The sequence below is a fragment of the Acinetobacter sp. A1-4-2 genome (assembly GCF_040233925.1).
Classification (GTDB): domain Bacteria; phylum Pseudomonadota; class Gammaproteobacteria; order Pseudomonadales; family Moraxellaceae; genus Acinetobacter.
In genome coordinates this window covers 1,152,478-1,166,818 of record NZ_CP157981.1, presented here as the reverse complement: position 1 = coordinate 1,166,818, position 14,341 = coordinate 1,152,478, and the positions used below count along the sequence as shown (strand labels likewise).

Below are 14,341 nucleotides of genomic sequence, written 5' to 3'. Positions count from 1 at the left end.
ACTCACAGGATATGTTTGGCATATTTCAGGCAACAAAAAGCCTGATCAATTAGTCAGGCCTTTTTTATTTATTACAGATAGATATGATTAAATTCCCAACAATGCAATCGCCAATGCAGACTTCCAATTCAGCTTTGCTGTGTTAACGCATATTGTTGAACGTTGGTCGCGGAATAGCACATCAATCCATGTATTGAAATATGCTGTGAAAAATCCAACACCAAAGTTCTTTGCTGTATTTTCAATAAATGCAAAGTCTTTAGAGCGCATCAAACTATCTACGACTTCAGATCCAATTGACTGGCCAGCATTAATTAGTCCTTCTACTACACCATTCACAATAGAAGTGAACATTGTAAGGTTGACAGAGCACATGCGTATTTCATATAGAATCTTTTCAACGATTTCACGCACCTCATCCGAGATCATGCTTTCATCAACATACATGGTAGTACCATATAGTTTTTTGATGATTTTTACATACTCTGCATTGCTAACTAATGCCATTACTTTTCTCCTGACATAAAAAAACCGCCTTTCGGCGGTTTGGGTTGAGTCTATCTGTATTGATAGACTTAAAAAAATTTACTTTTTAAATAAATCAAATATCGAGGGCTTTGGTTTTGCTTCCTCTATGCATGCAGCAATTTTTTCTTCTTTGGGTCTAAAATCATTTGGATTCTTCACACAATCACAGTAACTATCTAGCTTATTTTTTTCCAAGTTCTCAGGGACTGGAACACTAGAGCAATCCTTTATATAGCCAACTTGAGGCGAAACCTTTATACCCTTGTACATAAGGTATGGAATAGATAAAACAATTAAAACTAAAAGAATTATTGGAAGATTATTATATATTTTACTCAGCATTCTTTTTCTCAATCATCACTAATACAAAAAAAGCCCACCATTTGGCAAGCTTTTAAATTAACTTAGTGCATCACATACACTTTGGTCACTATAACACAAACATACCAATTCAGGATTTAAATGTCAATTTTTAATATTGAGCTGTTTTTTATAATTGTGAATATGATCATTGGCTGCTGACTTTGCTTCTACAAGCATTAGTTTGACTCCATCGCCATAATGCTTCCAATTATTTTGATACGTTTTTACATCCATAACACTCAATAGGCCAGCCATACGTAATCTTCCCTGCAATTTATAATCATCTTCGAGAAAGTCATATAAAAAGAAAAATAGCTCCATGCGTGCAATCATTCGGCAAATTTTTGGCAACTCATCTTTTTTATATTTTTTCTCAACATCAGCTACTGAAAAAATTGATTTAAACAAATGCTCTTCGATACGCTTATGCTCGACTGTAGTGTCGGAAAAGTCACCATTAGCCAAAAGATAAGCAATGTCTTTTTGCAACTCATCATCCATCTTTCCAAATACTCCAATTTTTTCGTCCCAGCTAGGTGGACGCTCACCAGTTGCAGCAACACTTACTTCATAGCAAGCTGTTTTTGCACGCATTTCACGACCTAACCACTCAAAATTTGTTGCTACTGCATTCATCCTAAATCCCTACCATCTTCTCTATTTGCTGAACCGCCAAACCTGACTTCACTTGCTCTGTACTAAACCGTATTACCTGGTAACCCATCATTACTGCAGCGTTGTACTTTTCCATATCTCCAATGTATCCCTTACCTCTCGTATGCCTGCCACCACTCCAAATCCCACCTTCAACTTCAACCAATATCTTTTTTCCTACCAGGTGGAAATCAGCTCTCCATTTCCGTTTTGGGTGAAACTGATATTCCTGTTCAAACTCAATTTTTAAGGCTTTCAAGTCTCTGGCCAGTTTGGCCTCTCCTTCACTTTGTACCTTTTCCCCTTTAACCTTTGGACGCTTGGAACCCCGTTTAGGTTTTGAAGCTCCAATCATTTTCTTGTATTCAGCAATTGAGTAGCTGGCCATCAATCACATCCGTTAGCCAGATTGTGGAAAAGCACCTTTGCGTTGTCCGTCAGAATAAATCCTTGTGGTGTTTCACCATCCTTGTCCACCAATCCCCAGTGAGCCAGACCATTCAAATATCGCTGCAGACTACGCACTGAAATCCCCATATTTGGCTCTATCGCCTGGTGAATTTGTTTCACAGATACTCGGCCTTTGCTTGATGACATAATCTGGAAGATCATCAGGTTCATGTAAGTTCGGTCTGCATGGGTCATGCTGCAGCTCCTGGGAGTGATCCATTGAACCCAACCTGTTTCAAATACGGTTCCCATTTCTTCGCCTGTGCTGGATCTTCCAGTTTCACGGCGATACGTGCAGCAAGTTTTTCATAGGACTCACCCGGTTCAGAGAACTTGCTTGAGAACTCGGGATGTTGTGAAAGTTTTTGAGCGAAGGTATGAATCTGTTTTTCAGAAAGCTGCTGAGATTTACTGCCGGTACCTGCAGGTTTTCCAAAAACTGGATTTTGAGTATTCGAATACTTGGTTCTGTACGCGTTAATCAACCAGTCAGCAAAGTGATAAATCATCAGATCATCACTCATGGGTTTTTCAGCGTTGTAATTCTCGAATGCTCGTTTTTCACGTTCAGCCCATTTCGAATTCATGATGGATTCAAAATCGATGCTGTCATCAGCCAGATAAATTTCTTCACGAAGTTTTTTAAAACAAAACCAGTCTTTTTTATTTTTAGATTCTATTGAAAGATTCATTGGGAGATTCTGTGTCCCAAAATTGGTACTGGTCTCGGTACCGTTTTTGGTACTGGTTCCCGTTCCATTTTCGGTACTAGTACCAATATTGGAACCTGTACCTAAATTGGAACCAGTTCCACTTTTGGAACTAGTACCTTTTTTGGAATCAGTTAATTGATCCTCTCGTCCCTTAACACCAATCAAGCGATATACTTTTACGCCATTACCTTTGATCTCGCCGGTGAACTTGATCAACCCCTTTTGTTCAAGTTCATCCAACATTTTGATGATTGTTTTACGATTGAGCTTTGTGTCTACCACCAAGCGTTTTAAGCTTGGGTAACATGTATGCTCATCACTTGTGCGATCTGCAAGCGAGAGCAATATTAAACGCTGAGATGAAGACTCAATATTGACTCTCCATGCCCAGTTTGTTGCATCTAAGCTCATATTAAACCTCAAGTGCTTTTGGCTTCACGTATCCACCAAATGATTCAACTGCATTCGACTTAACCAGGCTTGATACGATCTGATCAGCCAGATAAATTGTGATGCGAAATCTCCGCGTTATTAACTGGGATAACTCAATTTTGGTAACGGCGGCATTATTTTCGTCATAGCCTTTTTTGCGAAGACTTAATTTTTTCTGTTCATGGATTTCATTCAGCACACGTAAAGCAGGCTCAAACCATGATTGAATGCCCTGCACCTGTTTATGCTCAGGCATTTTCTTAATTACCTTGTTGGAGATCATGGAACCTCCGCCAAAGCTTGCTCAGTCAACGTAAGACGTCTTTTAGCACCCAACTCCGCCACGTTTGCATGACGGATCATGTGGATTAATGCAAAGCTTCTGTTCCCGTCCAGCAATACGCCATTACCTTCAACCTTGTGCACAGTCATCAAATGACCTGGCTTGGATTCATTGATAAAAACAACGGTATCGCCGGCAATAAAATCTGATTCTGAAATCAGGCAATGTCCGCACTGCTCTTCTTTGAAATTCGTGCACTTGTTAGCACATGGGTGTTGTGTTAAATTCGTTTCCATTCTTGGGTTCCTAAATTCTTGAATACTAAAAGCCTGACATTGCGCGTCAGGCTTTTTCTATTTGTAGTGCTGATAAATACTTTGCACACTCGCCTTTCATGGCTTTACGCAAAGACTGGATCTTGTGTTCCATTTCTTCCAGGATGCGGTCCGTCTCATCCATTTCCGCTGGTGTCACCACGCCATCTTCCAGTGCACCCAAAACCTGCTTATTCGCCTGACCAGCACCAATATTCATGCCGAGTAATGATTCCAGTACGCTCAACTGGTGCTCTTTGCCGTCAATATCACCTAATGGCATAAGCACTAGGCCTAACTTGTGCGCCCAGGACTTTAAAACGACTGGATTTTGCGTATACGTCAACATTGCTTCAAAAGCCTTAAGGCTTGGCAGATGCTGATCCATATTCGGATTGGCGTAATTCAAAGCAGTTTTGTGTGATACACCCAAAACATCTGCAATATCTTTTGGTGTCACACCTTCAGAGTGATGAATCATCTTATGCAGTGCAGTTTTTGTTTCTTTTGAAATTTCCATATGTGAATCCAATAGTTAAGTTCACGTTTCTTTAAAACATTGACCGAGGGATAATTGGGTTAAGCCACTTTTTGATGTGGGATGCTTGGATCTACTGCTAAAAGCTTGAATGCTGATTTCTCAGGAACCAATTCACCCCACTGATAAACAGCTTGGCGGGTAATTTTTAATGTTTGAGCTACTTTAGGTGCGTTAAATCGAGCCAAAACATCACTTGTTTTCATCTCAATTCGCATATTCGATTCCGTTAAGTTTACTTAATTAAGTTAAGAATACTTTACTTTAAAAACACAAGCAAACTTTACTTTAGAAAAGTTAAGCTAACTTTACAAAAAATAATAGGATTTATTTATGAGCACCCTTCAGGAAAGAATGGCCCAGGCAAAAGCACACTACGAAAGTGTGACTGGTAAAAAATTCAAAAATACTGAATTAGCCAACTTCGTGGGTGTAAGTAAGGTTAATGTTGGTTTGTGGTTAAACGGTCCAACCCAGGAACTTGAGGGGTCAAATCTCTTAAAGGCAGCAACATATTTGAAAGTTAACTCAAGGTGGTTGGCTGGCGAAAAAGCTCCAATGATTTTGGAAAACCATAAGCTTGATAACAATGTAGACCTATCGCAAAAAATTAGCCTAGAAGGCCGCCCTATTCCTGTTATTTCTTGGGTGCAGGCTGGATCGTGGACTACAGTTGAATCAATTCCTGCAGATACCCAGTTTGAAGAGTGGCTTCCACCTAATAAGGATTGTGGAAAAAATGGCTACGGTCTTGTTGTTAGAGGTGTTTCTATGTCACCACGGTTTGAACCAGAAGACCGTATCTATGTAAATCCAGATATACAAACTTTTGATCTACAAACAGATGATTTAGTTATTATTTCTTGTACTGGTGAAACAGAAGCTACTTTTAAAAAACTGATTATTGAAGGTGGTGAGAAGTATTTACAGCCACTTAACCCTAATTGGCCAGAACAAATTATCAAACTCACTGAAGACTGCCGTTTGGTTGGTAAAGTTGTTGGCTTATATAGAAAAATTTAAAAGGTAAGTCACCGGTGACTTGGGGTGTTATGAATGCAAACAATTGAAATAAATTCCCGCAAGATCAGCCATGTGCTTTATCAGCACTACTTATTGACAGTGGTGCTTAAGACCGGTGAAAGGTTTCTTTACCGCCTTCTTGAATCAAGTACGTTTACTAAATTTATAGAAGCAGCGGATAGAGACAAATTTTATAAAACTGAAATTGAAGCGAATAAAAAGTTTAAGCGTATTCAGCTATTTATTTAGTTAAGTAGAAATTGAATGGGTAAGGTTATTGGGTTGTATAGAGATGTATAAACATAATTAAGGTAACCATCATAATGAGTGATATTTTTTTTAATTTTGACGGTACAAAGTGGGAAAAATTTTGTGAAAAAATGATGAGACATCATTATACACAACCTTATTTTACTGCTGTTCCAGCAGATGACCGCGGCGATTGTGGGTTAGAATTTTTTACTAAAGATGGAAGCATTTTCCAATGTTATTTCCCAGATCCTCAATATTCAATGGCTGAGTATAAAAAGCATGTTCAAGCCAAAATACGAACAGATATAAATAAATTAAAAATATACGAATCAGAGATTAAAAAATTTTTAGATGATATTGTTATAAAACAATGGGTTTTATTGCTGCCTGAAAACAGAACAAAAGAACTCATATCATATTGTAATACCTATAAGAAAAAGGTTTTAGAAGCCAATATTAGTTATATACACCCTGCTGATTTTACAGTGAAAATTGAAACAGCAGATAGTTACCCAGCATCAAAAACATATGCTTTAAAATATGGTGATGAGTTAATTAACCTTCCATTTAAAAAAATTGAAGAAATTGAACTAAATACCTTTAAAGATTCTTCTTTTGAAAGAAATATATCTAGAAAATCTGGCTTCATTTCAGATAAACCTGAAAACTTTGCAAATAGCATGACAAGTAAATATTTAAAAATTACGAGTTACTTGGAGGATCTCAGATTTAATTATCCAGATACATACCAAGATATTGAAGAGTGCGGTCGTATGCTTTTAGGAAAAATGAAAGATTTAATTGATATTGAAGGTATGGATCCAGACGTAAAATTCATTAAAGCTGTCCGCGATCAAAATGAAAGAGAAATAACTGAAATTTTTAGTTCGATTATCTCAAAATTTAATAGAAGTGAACTATCATACGGCTATATAGCTAAGTGGATTGCAGAATGCAATATGGATTTTGAATAATGAATAAATCACTAAAGATAAAAATTAATAATAAACCCTATCCTGTACCTGTCGAGATGCGACCATTATGGCGAATTAGTCTTGTAGTTATTATTGTTAAAACTATGATAATAAAAAATAAGACTATTGATTTAAAAAAGTTAAATGTCATGCTTTGGATGCTAATTAGGAATCAAGAATGGGAGAAATTTAAAAAATTTTTAATTGAAAAAGATCAACCTGCACCATTCATCTCATCAGACCAAGCAAATTATATAGCTATTGAACTCACTTTTAAGAAAGATTTAATAAAATTTAATCAAGAGAAAATTGAAACTACTTATTTAGCTGATAATTTCTACGTGCATATATTAGAACATGGTTTATTTAGTGCTGAAATTAATTTCATAGAAAATTATTTATCTAAGATTTCCTTTGATAAAATAGAGAAAATGTTAGGAAAAAAGTAAAATGCTTGCTTTACAAATTATAGAATTAACCATAATTGTCAAGACTATACAAAACAAAGTATTTTCTACAAAAATCCCCTTTAAAAAAGGTCTTAATGTCATTCGTGCTGATAATACTTCTGGTAAATCAACATGCGTAAATGCCATTGCATATGCTCTAGGTTTAGAATCTATTCTTGGACCACTAAAGAGTAAACCATTTCCAAAATCATTATATGAAACCATTAATGATAGTAAGTTTGAAGGCTCAAGTTATAATGTCACTCATTCATATGTAGAATTAAAATTTCAAAATAATAATAACGAAATTGCTACTGTTAAACGATTAATAAAGGATCATAATAATATTATAACAGTATACAATAATCATGAATCACAGGATTATTTTTTAAAATCATATGGTAGTTTAGGATCCTCAAAATCTGAGTATGGCTTCCATAATTGGTTAGAAAATTTTATGGGTTGGGATTTACCTTTAGTTCCACATTTAAATGGAGATAAAGTTAAACTATATCTTGAAGCAGTTTTTCCACTATTTTTTATAGAGCAAAAAAGAGGATGGTCTGAGATACAAGCTAATGTCCCTGTTAATTATGGAATTAAAAATGTAAAGAAAACTGCTATTGAATATGTTTTAGATATTTCAAACTTTGAGATTGAAAATAAAATTAATACTTTAAGGAAAAAGTTAGATCATTGTGAAGATCAATGGAAATTTTTATCTAATTCTATTGAGTCTCTCTGTAATATTTCTAATTTCTATTTTTCTGAAATTTCATCGATTGGAAGCCAATTATTTCCTATTGAATATTACATTAATGGCGTAAATGCAGATATTCCATTACATACAGCTAAACTCTCTCTCATAAAGGAATTACAATCAGAAAGTGAAAATATCCCTAAGGATAATGAACTTATAGAAAAAATCGAACACCAAAAGGAAATTTTGAGAAGTTTATATGAAAGCCTCTCTTATTTAGAACGCTCTAAAGAGCAATTACAAATTGCTCAATTTGAGTCAACAAAAAAGTCCAAAATTCTTTATAATGATCTTCAGAGATATAAACAGTTAGCTTTATTAACAAAATTGGGGGCTGAAAATAATTTTTCAGTAGATTTGGAAGAATGCCCTATATGCCATAACGAACTTTCAGATTTTTTACATATCTCTCATAAAGAAACACCCGTTGCTCCAATGACACTAGAACAGAATATATTATTCATTAAAGAACAATATGATTTCATGAATAATATAAGTAAAAAACATTCTGAAGAAATTCTTGATATCAATCATAAATTACAAAGAAAACATATTCTTTTAAAAGATGAAGAAGCTAAACTAAAAAATCTTGAAGAAGATTATTCTGAGTTATTTGGTGATGTTCATTTTAGAATAAGAAGAAAAATTGAACTTGAAAGGAAAATTGAAGATATAAATAGTTTTTTAATAAAAGCCAATGACTTTGAGAGCAGTTTAAAAAAATTGCAATTAAATTGGCAAACAACATATGAAAGTTACTCATTATTGAAAAAGCAACTTGGAGACTCTTCTGGTTCAAAAACAATTTTTAACTTAGAAAGTTTAATGCAGAAAAATTTAAACTTATTTGGTTTTTCAACTTCTGAAATAGATAAAATTACTATTTCACGTAATACTTTACGACCTGAGCAGAACGGTTATGACATTATTGCTGAAACCTCAGCGAGTGATTATATTCGTACAATCTGGGCCTTTACTCTAGCATTACTAGAATTAGCTACTAACGACAAACTTAACATTAAACACGGAGGCTTTGTTATTTTTGACGAACCCCGTCAACATGAAACAAGAACCCAAAGCTTAGATGATTTAATTAAATATACTTCTCAGATATTTGAAAATACAGGACAAGCTATTTTCACAACAAGCTTTGAGAATTTAGAGTTATTAAGTAGTGATTTTAAAAAAGCTAATATTATTTATTATGATGATTACATATTACAACCATTAAACTAAAAGTAGTTTTAATCTCATAAACAAGAAAAGAGCACCCTGCCTTCGAGCTAATGGGTGCTTGATGGGTTTATAATTGTGGATAGATCAAGATAAAATCGACTACAAGGTTTTCTTTTCTAGATTTCTGCTTATAATCCTCATACCAATAACAACAAAGCCAAACCATGAAAACAAAAATATTCACTACCCTACTTCTAACTTTAGCTATCACCGGCTGCCAAAAGGAACCTAGTCAATCAGCATCTGCCAACACAACTGATCCTGTAGCAAAGGTACAATTCGAGAAGTCAGATACAATCATAAATACCTACTTGGACAAACTGGATAATCCTGAGACCCCAAAAGCGGAAAGAATTCATATACTCTGTAAGGACTACCCAGCAGAATACAAAACCAATTACATGCCAGCATTACTCAGACTGTCACCAGCTGAATATACGCGGGCAAAACTCTTGAAAGATCTGGACATAGCATTGGACTACTATAAGAAAAAAGACAATATTCAATGTTAAAATTAAGAACAACATGAGCTGCAGGTGAGCCATCATGGAAAGAGCTGTTATTACGGTAGTTATAGTTATTATCCTGGTATTGTTGATCATGCTTTATCTAAAGAAAAAATAGTCGACATGATCACATATCAAGCATATCTAAACAATAGTGTCATCTTATGAGCCTATCTTCACACCCTAATACTACGGATAGTATTCGATCGCACAGACCCACTTCGGTGGGTTTCTTATTTCTGAAACACTCACTGGTTATTCTTTACTCAAGATCTCATACGAAGACGGGATCTGTAATGACTAAGTAAGACCTATCTCGAACCCACTATCTGTGGGTTTTCTTTTATATAAGCATTTAAATCTAAACACATTTCCTCTGATATTATGGAGTTAAGACTTTGTGCCAACATTGATCTTAATTACCCATAAATACCGGAGAAAAATATGAAAGCTTTAATTGTTATCAGTGGTGAGAATATATCTGACGAAAAAATGAGTTACTTGGCCGATGGAGATGCATTAGCATCAATTCAAAGAATTGCCCCAAACTCATTTCTTTTTGACCTTACTAAATCCGCGCATGTTTTAGCAGCATTGCAAGGTTATGTAGATAAAATCACCAATACCTACCATATCTTTTACTTTAAGGATGAAGTGGATGTATTTAAGCTTCCCGCAAAGCGTTAAAGCTTTCTCTTGTTTTCTTTTGATCTTTTAGTAGCTCAGTGATTAAGAAATCATAAAGCTTGTTTGTTGTGCTGATAATTCGATCAGCATCCGTAAGACCTTGATGCATTAAACGCTCAACCATATCTCTACGCCAGTTTGATAAAGATCTTTCATCTGGCGTAGATTTATCAAATAAGCTATTTTCTCCAATAAAGCCTAATAACTTATCAGTAATGCTAATCAATACTTCAGCATCTGTGACACCATTAAAGATTAAACGATTAACCATGTGAGAGCGTGGATCATGAAGCAGACTTTCTATTGTTAAGTGATTTGGCTTATCCATAATAAACTCCATCCAACCCATCCCTGTGATGGGTTTTCTTTTGTCTATTAAAACACAAAAATTAAGTTTAATTTACTTTTAATGGTAAAGACTTCTTTACAACAATAATAAAGTAAAGTAATCTTTACTCATTAAGTAAACAAAAGCCCCGGAATATCTTGGCGGATGCGGGGCTTACTCAAAGAGTGAGATAAGTATGAACCAAACACCTTCCCATAGTCAAACCCCAGAGTTTGGCCATATCCCGCAAACCGGGATTCTTTACCAGCAGCCGCCTTCAAGTGAGCAGATTGCTAAGGCGAATAAACGCAACAAGCGCAATGCTCGCATTAAGGAATTTTTAGCTGCTTCTTTAATTGGCATCACTGTTGTTTCAACTCTAGCTACTGTTCGTAGCTGTTCAGATGATGCAGATCGTCAGGCAGTACAGGCTGTTAAGTTTCAGATGGAGGTGAGCAAATGACTACTTCTACTCAAAAATTCTCTGAATACCTTGGCAACGATGAGCAAGGCAACATGCGTCTTCGCCTTGGTACAAAGTTCGCCGCTATCTATGTCGAAAAAGGCAAAGATATTTTTAAAGAAACTGCAAATGGTCTTGTGAAACTGCCTCTTGAGGAATTGGTTTCTAAACCGTGGATTCGTGAAAACTTTGATCGTGAACGTGCTTTTCAACGTCGTAAGGCTTTGGCCATTGGCTTGCAAAGTTCGCATATTCCATTGCGTGAACGTCGTGCTTTCAAAAAACGCATGGGCTGGGTTGGGGCTTAAGGGGAAATATTATGGGAATTCATGTATTCACACCGGAAAATACGTTGCTTATAGAAAGCATTAAATGCTACCTGTATACCGATCCAGGTATGGGTAAAAGTACAATTGCGCATACTGCAGAAAAGCCTGTCATTTTTGACTTTGATAAAGGTCAACATCGTGTATCAGCTGAACTTCGCCGCGGTGCAATTGTCCGTATTGATAGCTGGCTTGATCTTGAAAATCTGAAAGATGATTTCTACGCGCCTTATAAAACTATTGTTGCGGATACTGTAGGTGCAATGCTGGATGCCATCAAAGATCATCTTGCCAAAAATAATGACAATCTGCAGCGTGATAAATCTTTAACTCTTAAAGCGCAGGGTTTGGCTGGAAATCTATTTATGAAGATGGTTCGTAAATGGGAAAACCTAGGTAAAGACATTGTGTTTATTGCTCATGCTGTCGAACAAGAAGCCGGTAAGGATAAGGTTAAAATAGTTCGACCTGATCTTGCAGGTAAAAACAGCGCAATACTTTATCGCATGTCAGACATTATGGGGTATTTGCATTCCTCTCCTGATGAAAACGGTGATGATCAACGTACGATCTACTTCAACCCATCTAATACCCACCACGGCAAAAACTCAGGTCGTTTGGGTCGTATTGTGACCAATAGTCAAGGTGTAGAGGTCTGCACAGGTCAAGTCAACGTTCCTGAATTATCAAGCTCCCCTACGTTCCTAGCAGATCTGCTGAAACAGGCTAAAGACCACATCAACACGTTGACACCAGCTCAAGCTGCAGAAATGAAGAACATTGCTGACTTGAGCCACTGTAAACAAGTTTGTACTGAAGCTAATCACGCTGGCGATCTCAATCAACTCACTGAATCACTTATTCCTGATCACAAGTACGTTAAGGAAATGTGGTATGCGATTCAAATTCGTGCCAAAGAAATGAAATGCTCCTACGACAAAGAGAAAAAGCGTTGGTTTAATCCACCTGAATTTAAAGGCTTAACAGATCAGAAATTATCTGAACTTCAGGACTTTATTGATGAGCGTGGACTAGATGCAAAAACAGTATGTGAACATTTAGGGTTGGATGCTCTCAATCAGATAGAGGATTCTAAATTTGAAGCTGTGAAAGATGAAATAGAGAAATTAGCGAAGGAAGGAATCGCAGCATGAGTGCAATTATTTTAGACACAGAAACGCACACGATTGATGGTTACCCAATCGAAATTTCACATTCACCTTGCTCTTTTGAGCAGGGTGTCTTGAAGGTTGATCATAGTCATAACTTTGATCAGTACTTTTCATGCCCAGAGCCTATTTCATTTGGTGCTATGGCTGTCCACCACATCATTGAATCTGATTTGGTTGATTGCCCAAGTTATGACGAGTTCCGCTTACCTGCAGGTGTGACTCATATTATTGGCCACAATATTGATTATGACATTCGTGCAATTCAAAAATGCGATTCATCTATTCGAGTGAAAGCTATTTGCACCCTTGCCCTATCTCGAATGGTTTGGCCAGATGAGTCTCATACTCTAAGTGCTTTGTACTACTTCATTATGGAAGACAAAGCCCTGGCTCGTACCCATTTGCGTAAAGCGCATAACGCTAAATGGGACATCTATTTTACCGGAGTTGTGCTTAAAGCAATTGTTGAAAAGTTGGCTATTAAGGATATGCAGTCTTTATTCCTTTTTTCAGAACAAGCTCGCATTCCAACAAAAATCACTTTTGGGAAACACAAGGGTTTAGCAATTAAAGACCTCCCTTCTGATTATGTTGTCTGGCTATTAAAACAACCTGACTTAGATCCGTATTTGGTTAAAGCATTAAAAGGATAAGAACATGAATATTTTAAATGGTACTGAAGCTTTCGCAGCACTGGCTGCAGGTCAACAAATTGAATGTCGTCATATCGATGCTGGTGAATTCGATGATATTCGCAACTTCCCTGCTACTGTCTACATCAATCCGGAGTATGAATTCCGTATTGCGATTAAGTTTTTCACCATTGGTGAAATGCAGGTGCCGGAGCCAATAAAAGAGTCACCAGCAAAAGGTGTGCAGTGCTTTGTACCTTCAATTTTGACTGAAGAATTAAGCAAGTCATTTAAATGGAAAAATTCAGCATCTGACTTAGCTTTAATGCAACGTGGCCAAGTTCACTTAATCAAAGAACATGCTATCACTCATGCCTTGGCTTTGATCGCTGTAAGCGGTGGATCCTTAGAAGCACCAACTGCAAATGACCAAAATTCAACATCAAATGATGTAGAAAAAAAGACATTTGAAAGCCAGTCAAATATTCAGATTGCTGAGCAAGGTCCAGCTGCTGCAGAAGACAGTTTGACGGAGGAAATTGAAACTGATGCTGTGAAATTGGTTGAGAAATTTACCTCTCAACTCAATGCCGCTGAAACTGTGGATGCTGTTATGCAGATCCGCTATCAATTAAGTGCAAATGGCCATATGGTTCGCGGACAGATCATTGAGCTAAATAAGCTGGGTGAAAAACGTATTGAAGAGCTTACTACGCCTCCATCTGAGTCAAAGGATTTGTCAGTTGATGAACTAAAGCGACTGCAGGAAGATGCTGAAAGTCTCATTCAATCTAAAAAAGATGAATCTTCGGAACAACCTATTCAAGTTGATGAAGATGCTGTTTATAAGGAGCTGCTGGCTGATCTGCTTGATCGAGTGGCCAATGCTACCACTCCTGCAGAAGTGAATGCCCAGATCAAATATACAAAGTCGTGGACCGAAGAACAGCGCAAACCATTAATTGATGCAATCAATAAGCGCCTGGTCGAACTTAATCCACCTAAGGCCCAATCTTCCCTCGCGGTTCGTATTCAAAAAGCTGAAGACCTGACTGAATTGGATGCGCTGGAAATCGATGTATCAGCATGTGATGAAGAAATTCAACCACGCTTAATGGAAATGGTTGAGAAACGTCGACTTGAATTAGATCCGTTTACTGCGGCAATTGGTGAGCCTTGATGAGCTACCGGTACTCATCCATAACCCGCGTGCTGTTAATTCAGCACAACGGCCGGGTTAAGACATACAAGAACATCA

Annotated in this window: 23 protein-coding genes; 12 read left to right on the top strand and 11 right to left on the bottom strand. The window is 36.7% G+C overall.

Features of this window, described 5'->3' with window-relative positions; genetic code table 11:
* Positions 1 to 87 precede the first annotated feature (87 nt).
* The 10 genes from ABJ384_RS05780 to ABJ384_RS05735 all read right to left on the bottom strand — a co-directional run bounded on the left by ABJ384_RS05780 (position 88) and on the right by ABJ384_RS05735 (position 4,493).
* Positions 88 to 507, bottom strand: coding sequence for a hypothetical protein (locus ABJ384_RS05780; RefSeq protein WP_349929451.1), 420 nt, complete (start codon positions 505 to 507; stop codon positions 88 to 90).
* A gap of 78 nt (positions 508 to 585) precedes the next feature.
* Positions 586 to 870, bottom strand: coding sequence for a hypothetical protein (locus ABJ384_RS05775; RefSeq protein WP_349929450.1), 285 nt, complete (start codon positions 868 to 870; stop codon positions 586 to 588).
* Between the two features lie 123 nt (positions 871 to 993).
* Positions 994 to 1,527, bottom strand: coding sequence for a hypothetical protein (locus ABJ384_RS05770; RefSeq protein ID WP_349929449.1), 534 nt, complete (start codon positions 1,525 to 1,527; stop codon positions 994 to 996).
* Between the two features lies 1 nt (position 1,528).
* Positions 1,529 to 1,933, bottom strand: a complete 405-nt coding sequence (locus ABJ384_RS05765; RefSeq protein ID WP_349929448.1) for a DUF559 domain-containing protein — start codon at positions 1,931 to 1,933, stop codon at positions 1,529 to 1,531.
* Positions 1,933 to 2,190, bottom strand: coding sequence for a hypothetical protein (locus tag ABJ384_RS05760; RefSeq protein ID WP_349929447.1), 258 nt, complete (start codon positions 2,188 to 2,190; stop codon positions 1,933 to 1,935). Before ABJ384_RS05760 ends, ABJ384_RS05765 begins: the two co-directional genes overlap by 1 nt.
* On the bottom strand, positions 2,187 to 3,119 hold the full coding sequence (locus ABJ384_RS05755; RefSeq protein WP_349929446.1) for a helix-turn-helix domain-containing protein: 933 nt from the start codon (positions 3,117 to 3,119) through the stop codon (positions 2,187 to 2,189). The genes ABJ384_RS05760 and ABJ384_RS05755 overlap by 4 nt, the downstream gene beginning before the upstream one ends.
* A gap of 1 nt (position 3,120) precedes the next feature.
* Positions 3,121 to 3,423, bottom strand: a complete 303-nt coding sequence (locus tag ABJ384_RS05750) for a hypothetical protein (protein ID WP_349929445.1) — start codon at positions 3,421 to 3,423, stop codon at positions 3,121 to 3,123.
* Positions 3,420 to 3,719 carry a hypothetical protein gene (locus ABJ384_RS05745; protein WP_349929443.1) on the bottom strand — a complete coding sequence of 100 codons (300 nt, stop codon included), beginning with the start codon at positions 3,717 to 3,719 and terminating at the stop codon, positions 3,420 to 3,422. Before ABJ384_RS05745 ends, ABJ384_RS05750 begins: the two co-directional genes overlap by 4 nt.
* Before the next feature lie 46 nt (positions 3,720 to 3,765).
* On the bottom strand, positions 3,766 to 4,257 hold the full coding sequence (locus tag ABJ384_RS05740) for a phage regulatory CII family protein (protein ID WP_349929441.1): 492 nt from the start codon (positions 4,255 to 4,257) through the stop codon (positions 3,766 to 3,768).
* Positions 4,258 to 4,316: 59 nt separating this feature from the next.
* Positions 4,317 to 4,493 (bottom strand): Cro/CI family transcriptional regulator, encoded by a 177-nt coding sequence (locus ABJ384_RS05735; RefSeq protein ID WP_249680234.1) that lies wholly within the window; start codon positions 4,491 to 4,493, stop codon positions 4,317 to 4,319.
* A gap of 115 nt (positions 4,494 to 4,608) precedes the next feature.
* Here ABJ384_RS05735 and ABJ384_RS05730 point away from each other — a divergent pair, with 115 nt between their 5' ends.
* The 7 genes from ABJ384_RS05730 (at position 4,609) to ABJ384_RS05700 (ending at position 10,162) form a co-directional block, all read left to right on the top strand.
* Entirely contained in the window at positions 4,609 to 5,298 is a 690-nt protein-coding gene (locus ABJ384_RS05730) for a S24 family peptidase (protein ID WP_349929439.1), read from the top strand.
* Between the two features lie 33 nt (positions 5,299 to 5,331).
* Positions 5,332 to 5,547, top strand: coding sequence for a hypothetical protein (locus ABJ384_RS05725; protein WP_349929437.1), 216 nt, complete (start codon positions 5,332 to 5,334; stop codon positions 5,545 to 5,547).
* Positions 5,548 to 5,621: 74 nt separating this feature from the next.
* Positions 5,622 to 6,524 (top strand): hypothetical protein, encoded by a 903-nt coding sequence (locus ABJ384_RS05720; RefSeq protein ID WP_349929435.1) that lies wholly within the window; start codon positions 5,622 to 5,624, stop codon positions 6,522 to 6,524.
* Positions 6,524 to 6,973, top strand: a complete 450-nt coding sequence (locus ABJ384_RS05715; RefSeq protein WP_349929433.1) for a hypothetical protein — start codon at positions 6,524 to 6,526, stop codon at positions 6,971 to 6,973. Before ABJ384_RS05720 ends, ABJ384_RS05715 begins: the two co-directional genes overlap by 1 nt.
* Before the next feature lies 1 nt (position 6,974).
* Complete coding sequence (locus ABJ384_RS05710; protein WP_349929431.1) at positions 6,975 to 8,969, top strand: AAA family ATPase; 1,995 nt, start codon at positions 6,975 to 6,977, stop codon at positions 8,967 to 8,969.
* A 164-nt stretch (positions 8,970 to 9,133) separates the two neighbouring features.
* Entirely contained in the window at positions 9,134 to 9,481 is a 348-nt protein-coding gene (locus ABJ384_RS05705; RefSeq protein WP_349929430.1) for a hypothetical protein, read from the top strand.
* Positions 9,482 to 9,919: 438 nt separating this feature from the next.
* Positions 9,920 to 10,162: a hypothetical protein gene (locus ABJ384_RS05700; RefSeq protein WP_349929428.1), complete on the top strand. Its 243-nt coding sequence runs from the start codon at positions 9,920 to 9,922 to the stop codon at positions 10,160 to 10,162.
* On the opposite strand, the gene ABJ384_RS05695 is transcribed toward ABJ384_RS05700, so the two are convergent.
* On the bottom strand, positions 10,140 to 10,490 hold the full coding sequence (locus ABJ384_RS05695) for a hypothetical protein (RefSeq protein ID WP_349929426.1): 351 nt from the start codon (positions 10,488 to 10,490) through the stop codon (positions 10,140 to 10,142). The genes ABJ384_RS05700 and ABJ384_RS05695 overlap by 23 nt on opposite strands.
* 196 nt (positions 10,491 to 10,686) lie before the next feature.
* Here ABJ384_RS05695 and ABJ384_RS05690 point away from each other — a divergent pair, with 196 nt between their 5' ends.
* Genes ABJ384_RS05690 through ABJ384_RS05670 form a run of 5 tightly spaced genes read left to right on the top strand, consistent with a single transcriptional unit; the run spans position 10,687 to position 14,263 of the window.
* Positions 10,687 to 10,953 (top strand): hypothetical protein, encoded by a 267-nt coding sequence (locus ABJ384_RS05690; RefSeq protein WP_349929425.1) that lies wholly within the window; start codon positions 10,687 to 10,689, stop codon positions 10,951 to 10,953.
* Positions 10,950 to 11,261 carry a hypothetical protein gene (locus ABJ384_RS05685; RefSeq protein WP_349929424.1) on the top strand — a complete coding sequence of 104 codons (312 nt, stop codon included), beginning with the start codon at positions 10,950 to 10,952 and terminating at the stop codon, positions 11,259 to 11,261. Before ABJ384_RS05690 ends, ABJ384_RS05685 begins: the two co-directional genes overlap by 4 nt.
* 11 nt (positions 11,262 to 11,272) lie before the next feature.
* Positions 11,273 to 12,433 (top strand): ATP-binding protein, encoded by a 1,161-nt coding sequence (locus ABJ384_RS05680; RefSeq protein ID WP_349929422.1) that lies wholly within the window; start codon positions 11,273 to 11,275, stop codon positions 12,431 to 12,433.
* A complete protein-coding gene (locus ABJ384_RS05675; protein WP_349929420.1) occupies positions 12,430 to 13,104 on the top strand; it encodes a DUF3820 family protein in 675 nt (224 codons plus the stop codon). Before ABJ384_RS05680 ends, ABJ384_RS05675 begins: the two co-directional genes overlap by 4 nt.
* A gap of 4 nt (positions 13,105 to 13,108) precedes the next feature.
* Entirely contained in the window at positions 13,109 to 14,263 is a 1,155-nt protein-coding gene (locus ABJ384_RS05670) for a hypothetical protein (protein WP_349929418.1), read from the top strand.
* Positions 14,264 to 14,341: the final 78 nt, after the last annotated feature.

Coding starts and splice junctions, on each gene's coding strand:
- ABJ384_RS05780 (WP_349929451.1), bottom strand. CDS start 507: ATGGCATTAGTTAGCAATGCAGAGTATGTAAAAATCATCAAAAAACTA.
- ABJ384_RS05775 (WP_349929450.1), bottom strand. CDS start 870: ATGCTGAGTAAAATATATAATAATCTTCCAATAATTCTTTTAGTTTTA.
- ABJ384_RS05770 (WP_349929449.1), bottom strand. CDS start 1,527: ATGAATGCAGTAGCAACAAATTTTGAGTGGTTAGGTCGTGAAATGCGT.
- ABJ384_RS05765 (WP_349929448.1), bottom strand. CDS start 1,933: ATGGCCAGCTACTCAATTGCTGAATACAAGAAAATGATTGGAGCTTCA.
- ABJ384_RS05760 (WP_349929447.1), bottom strand. CDS start 2,190: ATGACCCATGCAGACCGAACTTACATGAACCTGATGATCTTCCAGATT.
- ABJ384_RS05755 (WP_349929446.1), bottom strand. CDS start 3,119: ATGAGCTTAGATGCAACAAACTGGGCATGGAGAGTCAATATTGAGTCT.
- ABJ384_RS05750 (WP_349929445.1), bottom strand. CDS start 3,423: ATGATCTCCAACAAGGTAATTAAGAAAATGCCTGAGCATAAACAGGTG.
- ABJ384_RS05745 (WP_349929443.1), bottom strand. CDS start 3,719: ATGGAAACGAATTTAACACAACACCCATGTGCTAACAAGTGCACGAAT.
- ABJ384_RS05740 (WP_349929441.1), bottom strand. CDS start 4,257: ATGGAAATTTCAAAAGAAACAAAAACTGCACTGCATAAGATGATTCAT.
- ABJ384_RS05735 (WP_249680234.1), bottom strand. CDS start 4,493: ATGCGAATTGAGATGAAAACAAGTGATGTTTTGGCTCGATTTAACGCA.
- ABJ384_RS05730 (WP_349929439.1), top strand. CDS start 4,609: ATGAGCACCCTTCAGGAAAGAATGGCCCAGGCAAAAGCACACTACGAA.
- ABJ384_RS05725 (WP_349929437.1), top strand. CDS start 5,332: ATGCAAACAATTGAAATAAATTCCCGCAAGATCAGCCATGTGCTTTAT.
- ABJ384_RS05720 (WP_349929435.1), top strand. CDS start 5,622: ATGAGTGATATTTTTTTTAATTTTGACGGTACAAAGTGGGAAAAATTT.
- ABJ384_RS05715 (WP_349929433.1), top strand. CDS start 6,524: ATGAATAAATCACTAAAGATAAAAATTAATAATAAACCCTATCCTGTA.
- ABJ384_RS05710 (WP_349929431.1), top strand. CDS start 6,975: ATGCTTGCTTTACAAATTATAGAATTAACCATAATTGTCAAGACTATA.
- ABJ384_RS05705 (WP_349929430.1), top strand. CDS start 9,134: ATGAAAACAAAAATATTCACTACCCTACTTCTAACTTTAGCTATCACC.
- ABJ384_RS05700 (WP_349929428.1), top strand. CDS start 9,920: ATGAAAGCTTTAATTGTTATCAGTGGTGAGAATATATCTGACGAAAAA.
- ABJ384_RS05695 (WP_349929426.1), bottom strand. CDS start 10,490: ATGGATAAGCCAAATCACTTAACAATAGAAAGTCTGCTTCATGATCCA.
- ABJ384_RS05690 (WP_349929425.1), top strand. CDS start 10,687: ATGAACCAAACACCTTCCCATAGTCAAACCCCAGAGTTTGGCCATATC.
- ABJ384_RS05685 (WP_349929424.1), top strand. CDS start 10,950: ATGACTACTTCTACTCAAAAATTCTCTGAATACCTTGGCAACGATGAG.
- ABJ384_RS05680 (WP_349929422.1), top strand. CDS start 11,273: ATGGGAATTCATGTATTCACACCGGAAAATACGTTGCTTATAGAAAGC.
- ABJ384_RS05675 (WP_349929420.1), top strand. CDS start 12,430: ATGAGTGCAATTATTTTAGACACAGAAACGCACACGATTGATGGTTAC.
- ABJ384_RS05670 (WP_349929418.1), top strand. CDS start 13,109: ATGAATATTTTAAATGGTACTGAAGCTTTCGCAGCACTGGCTGCAGGT.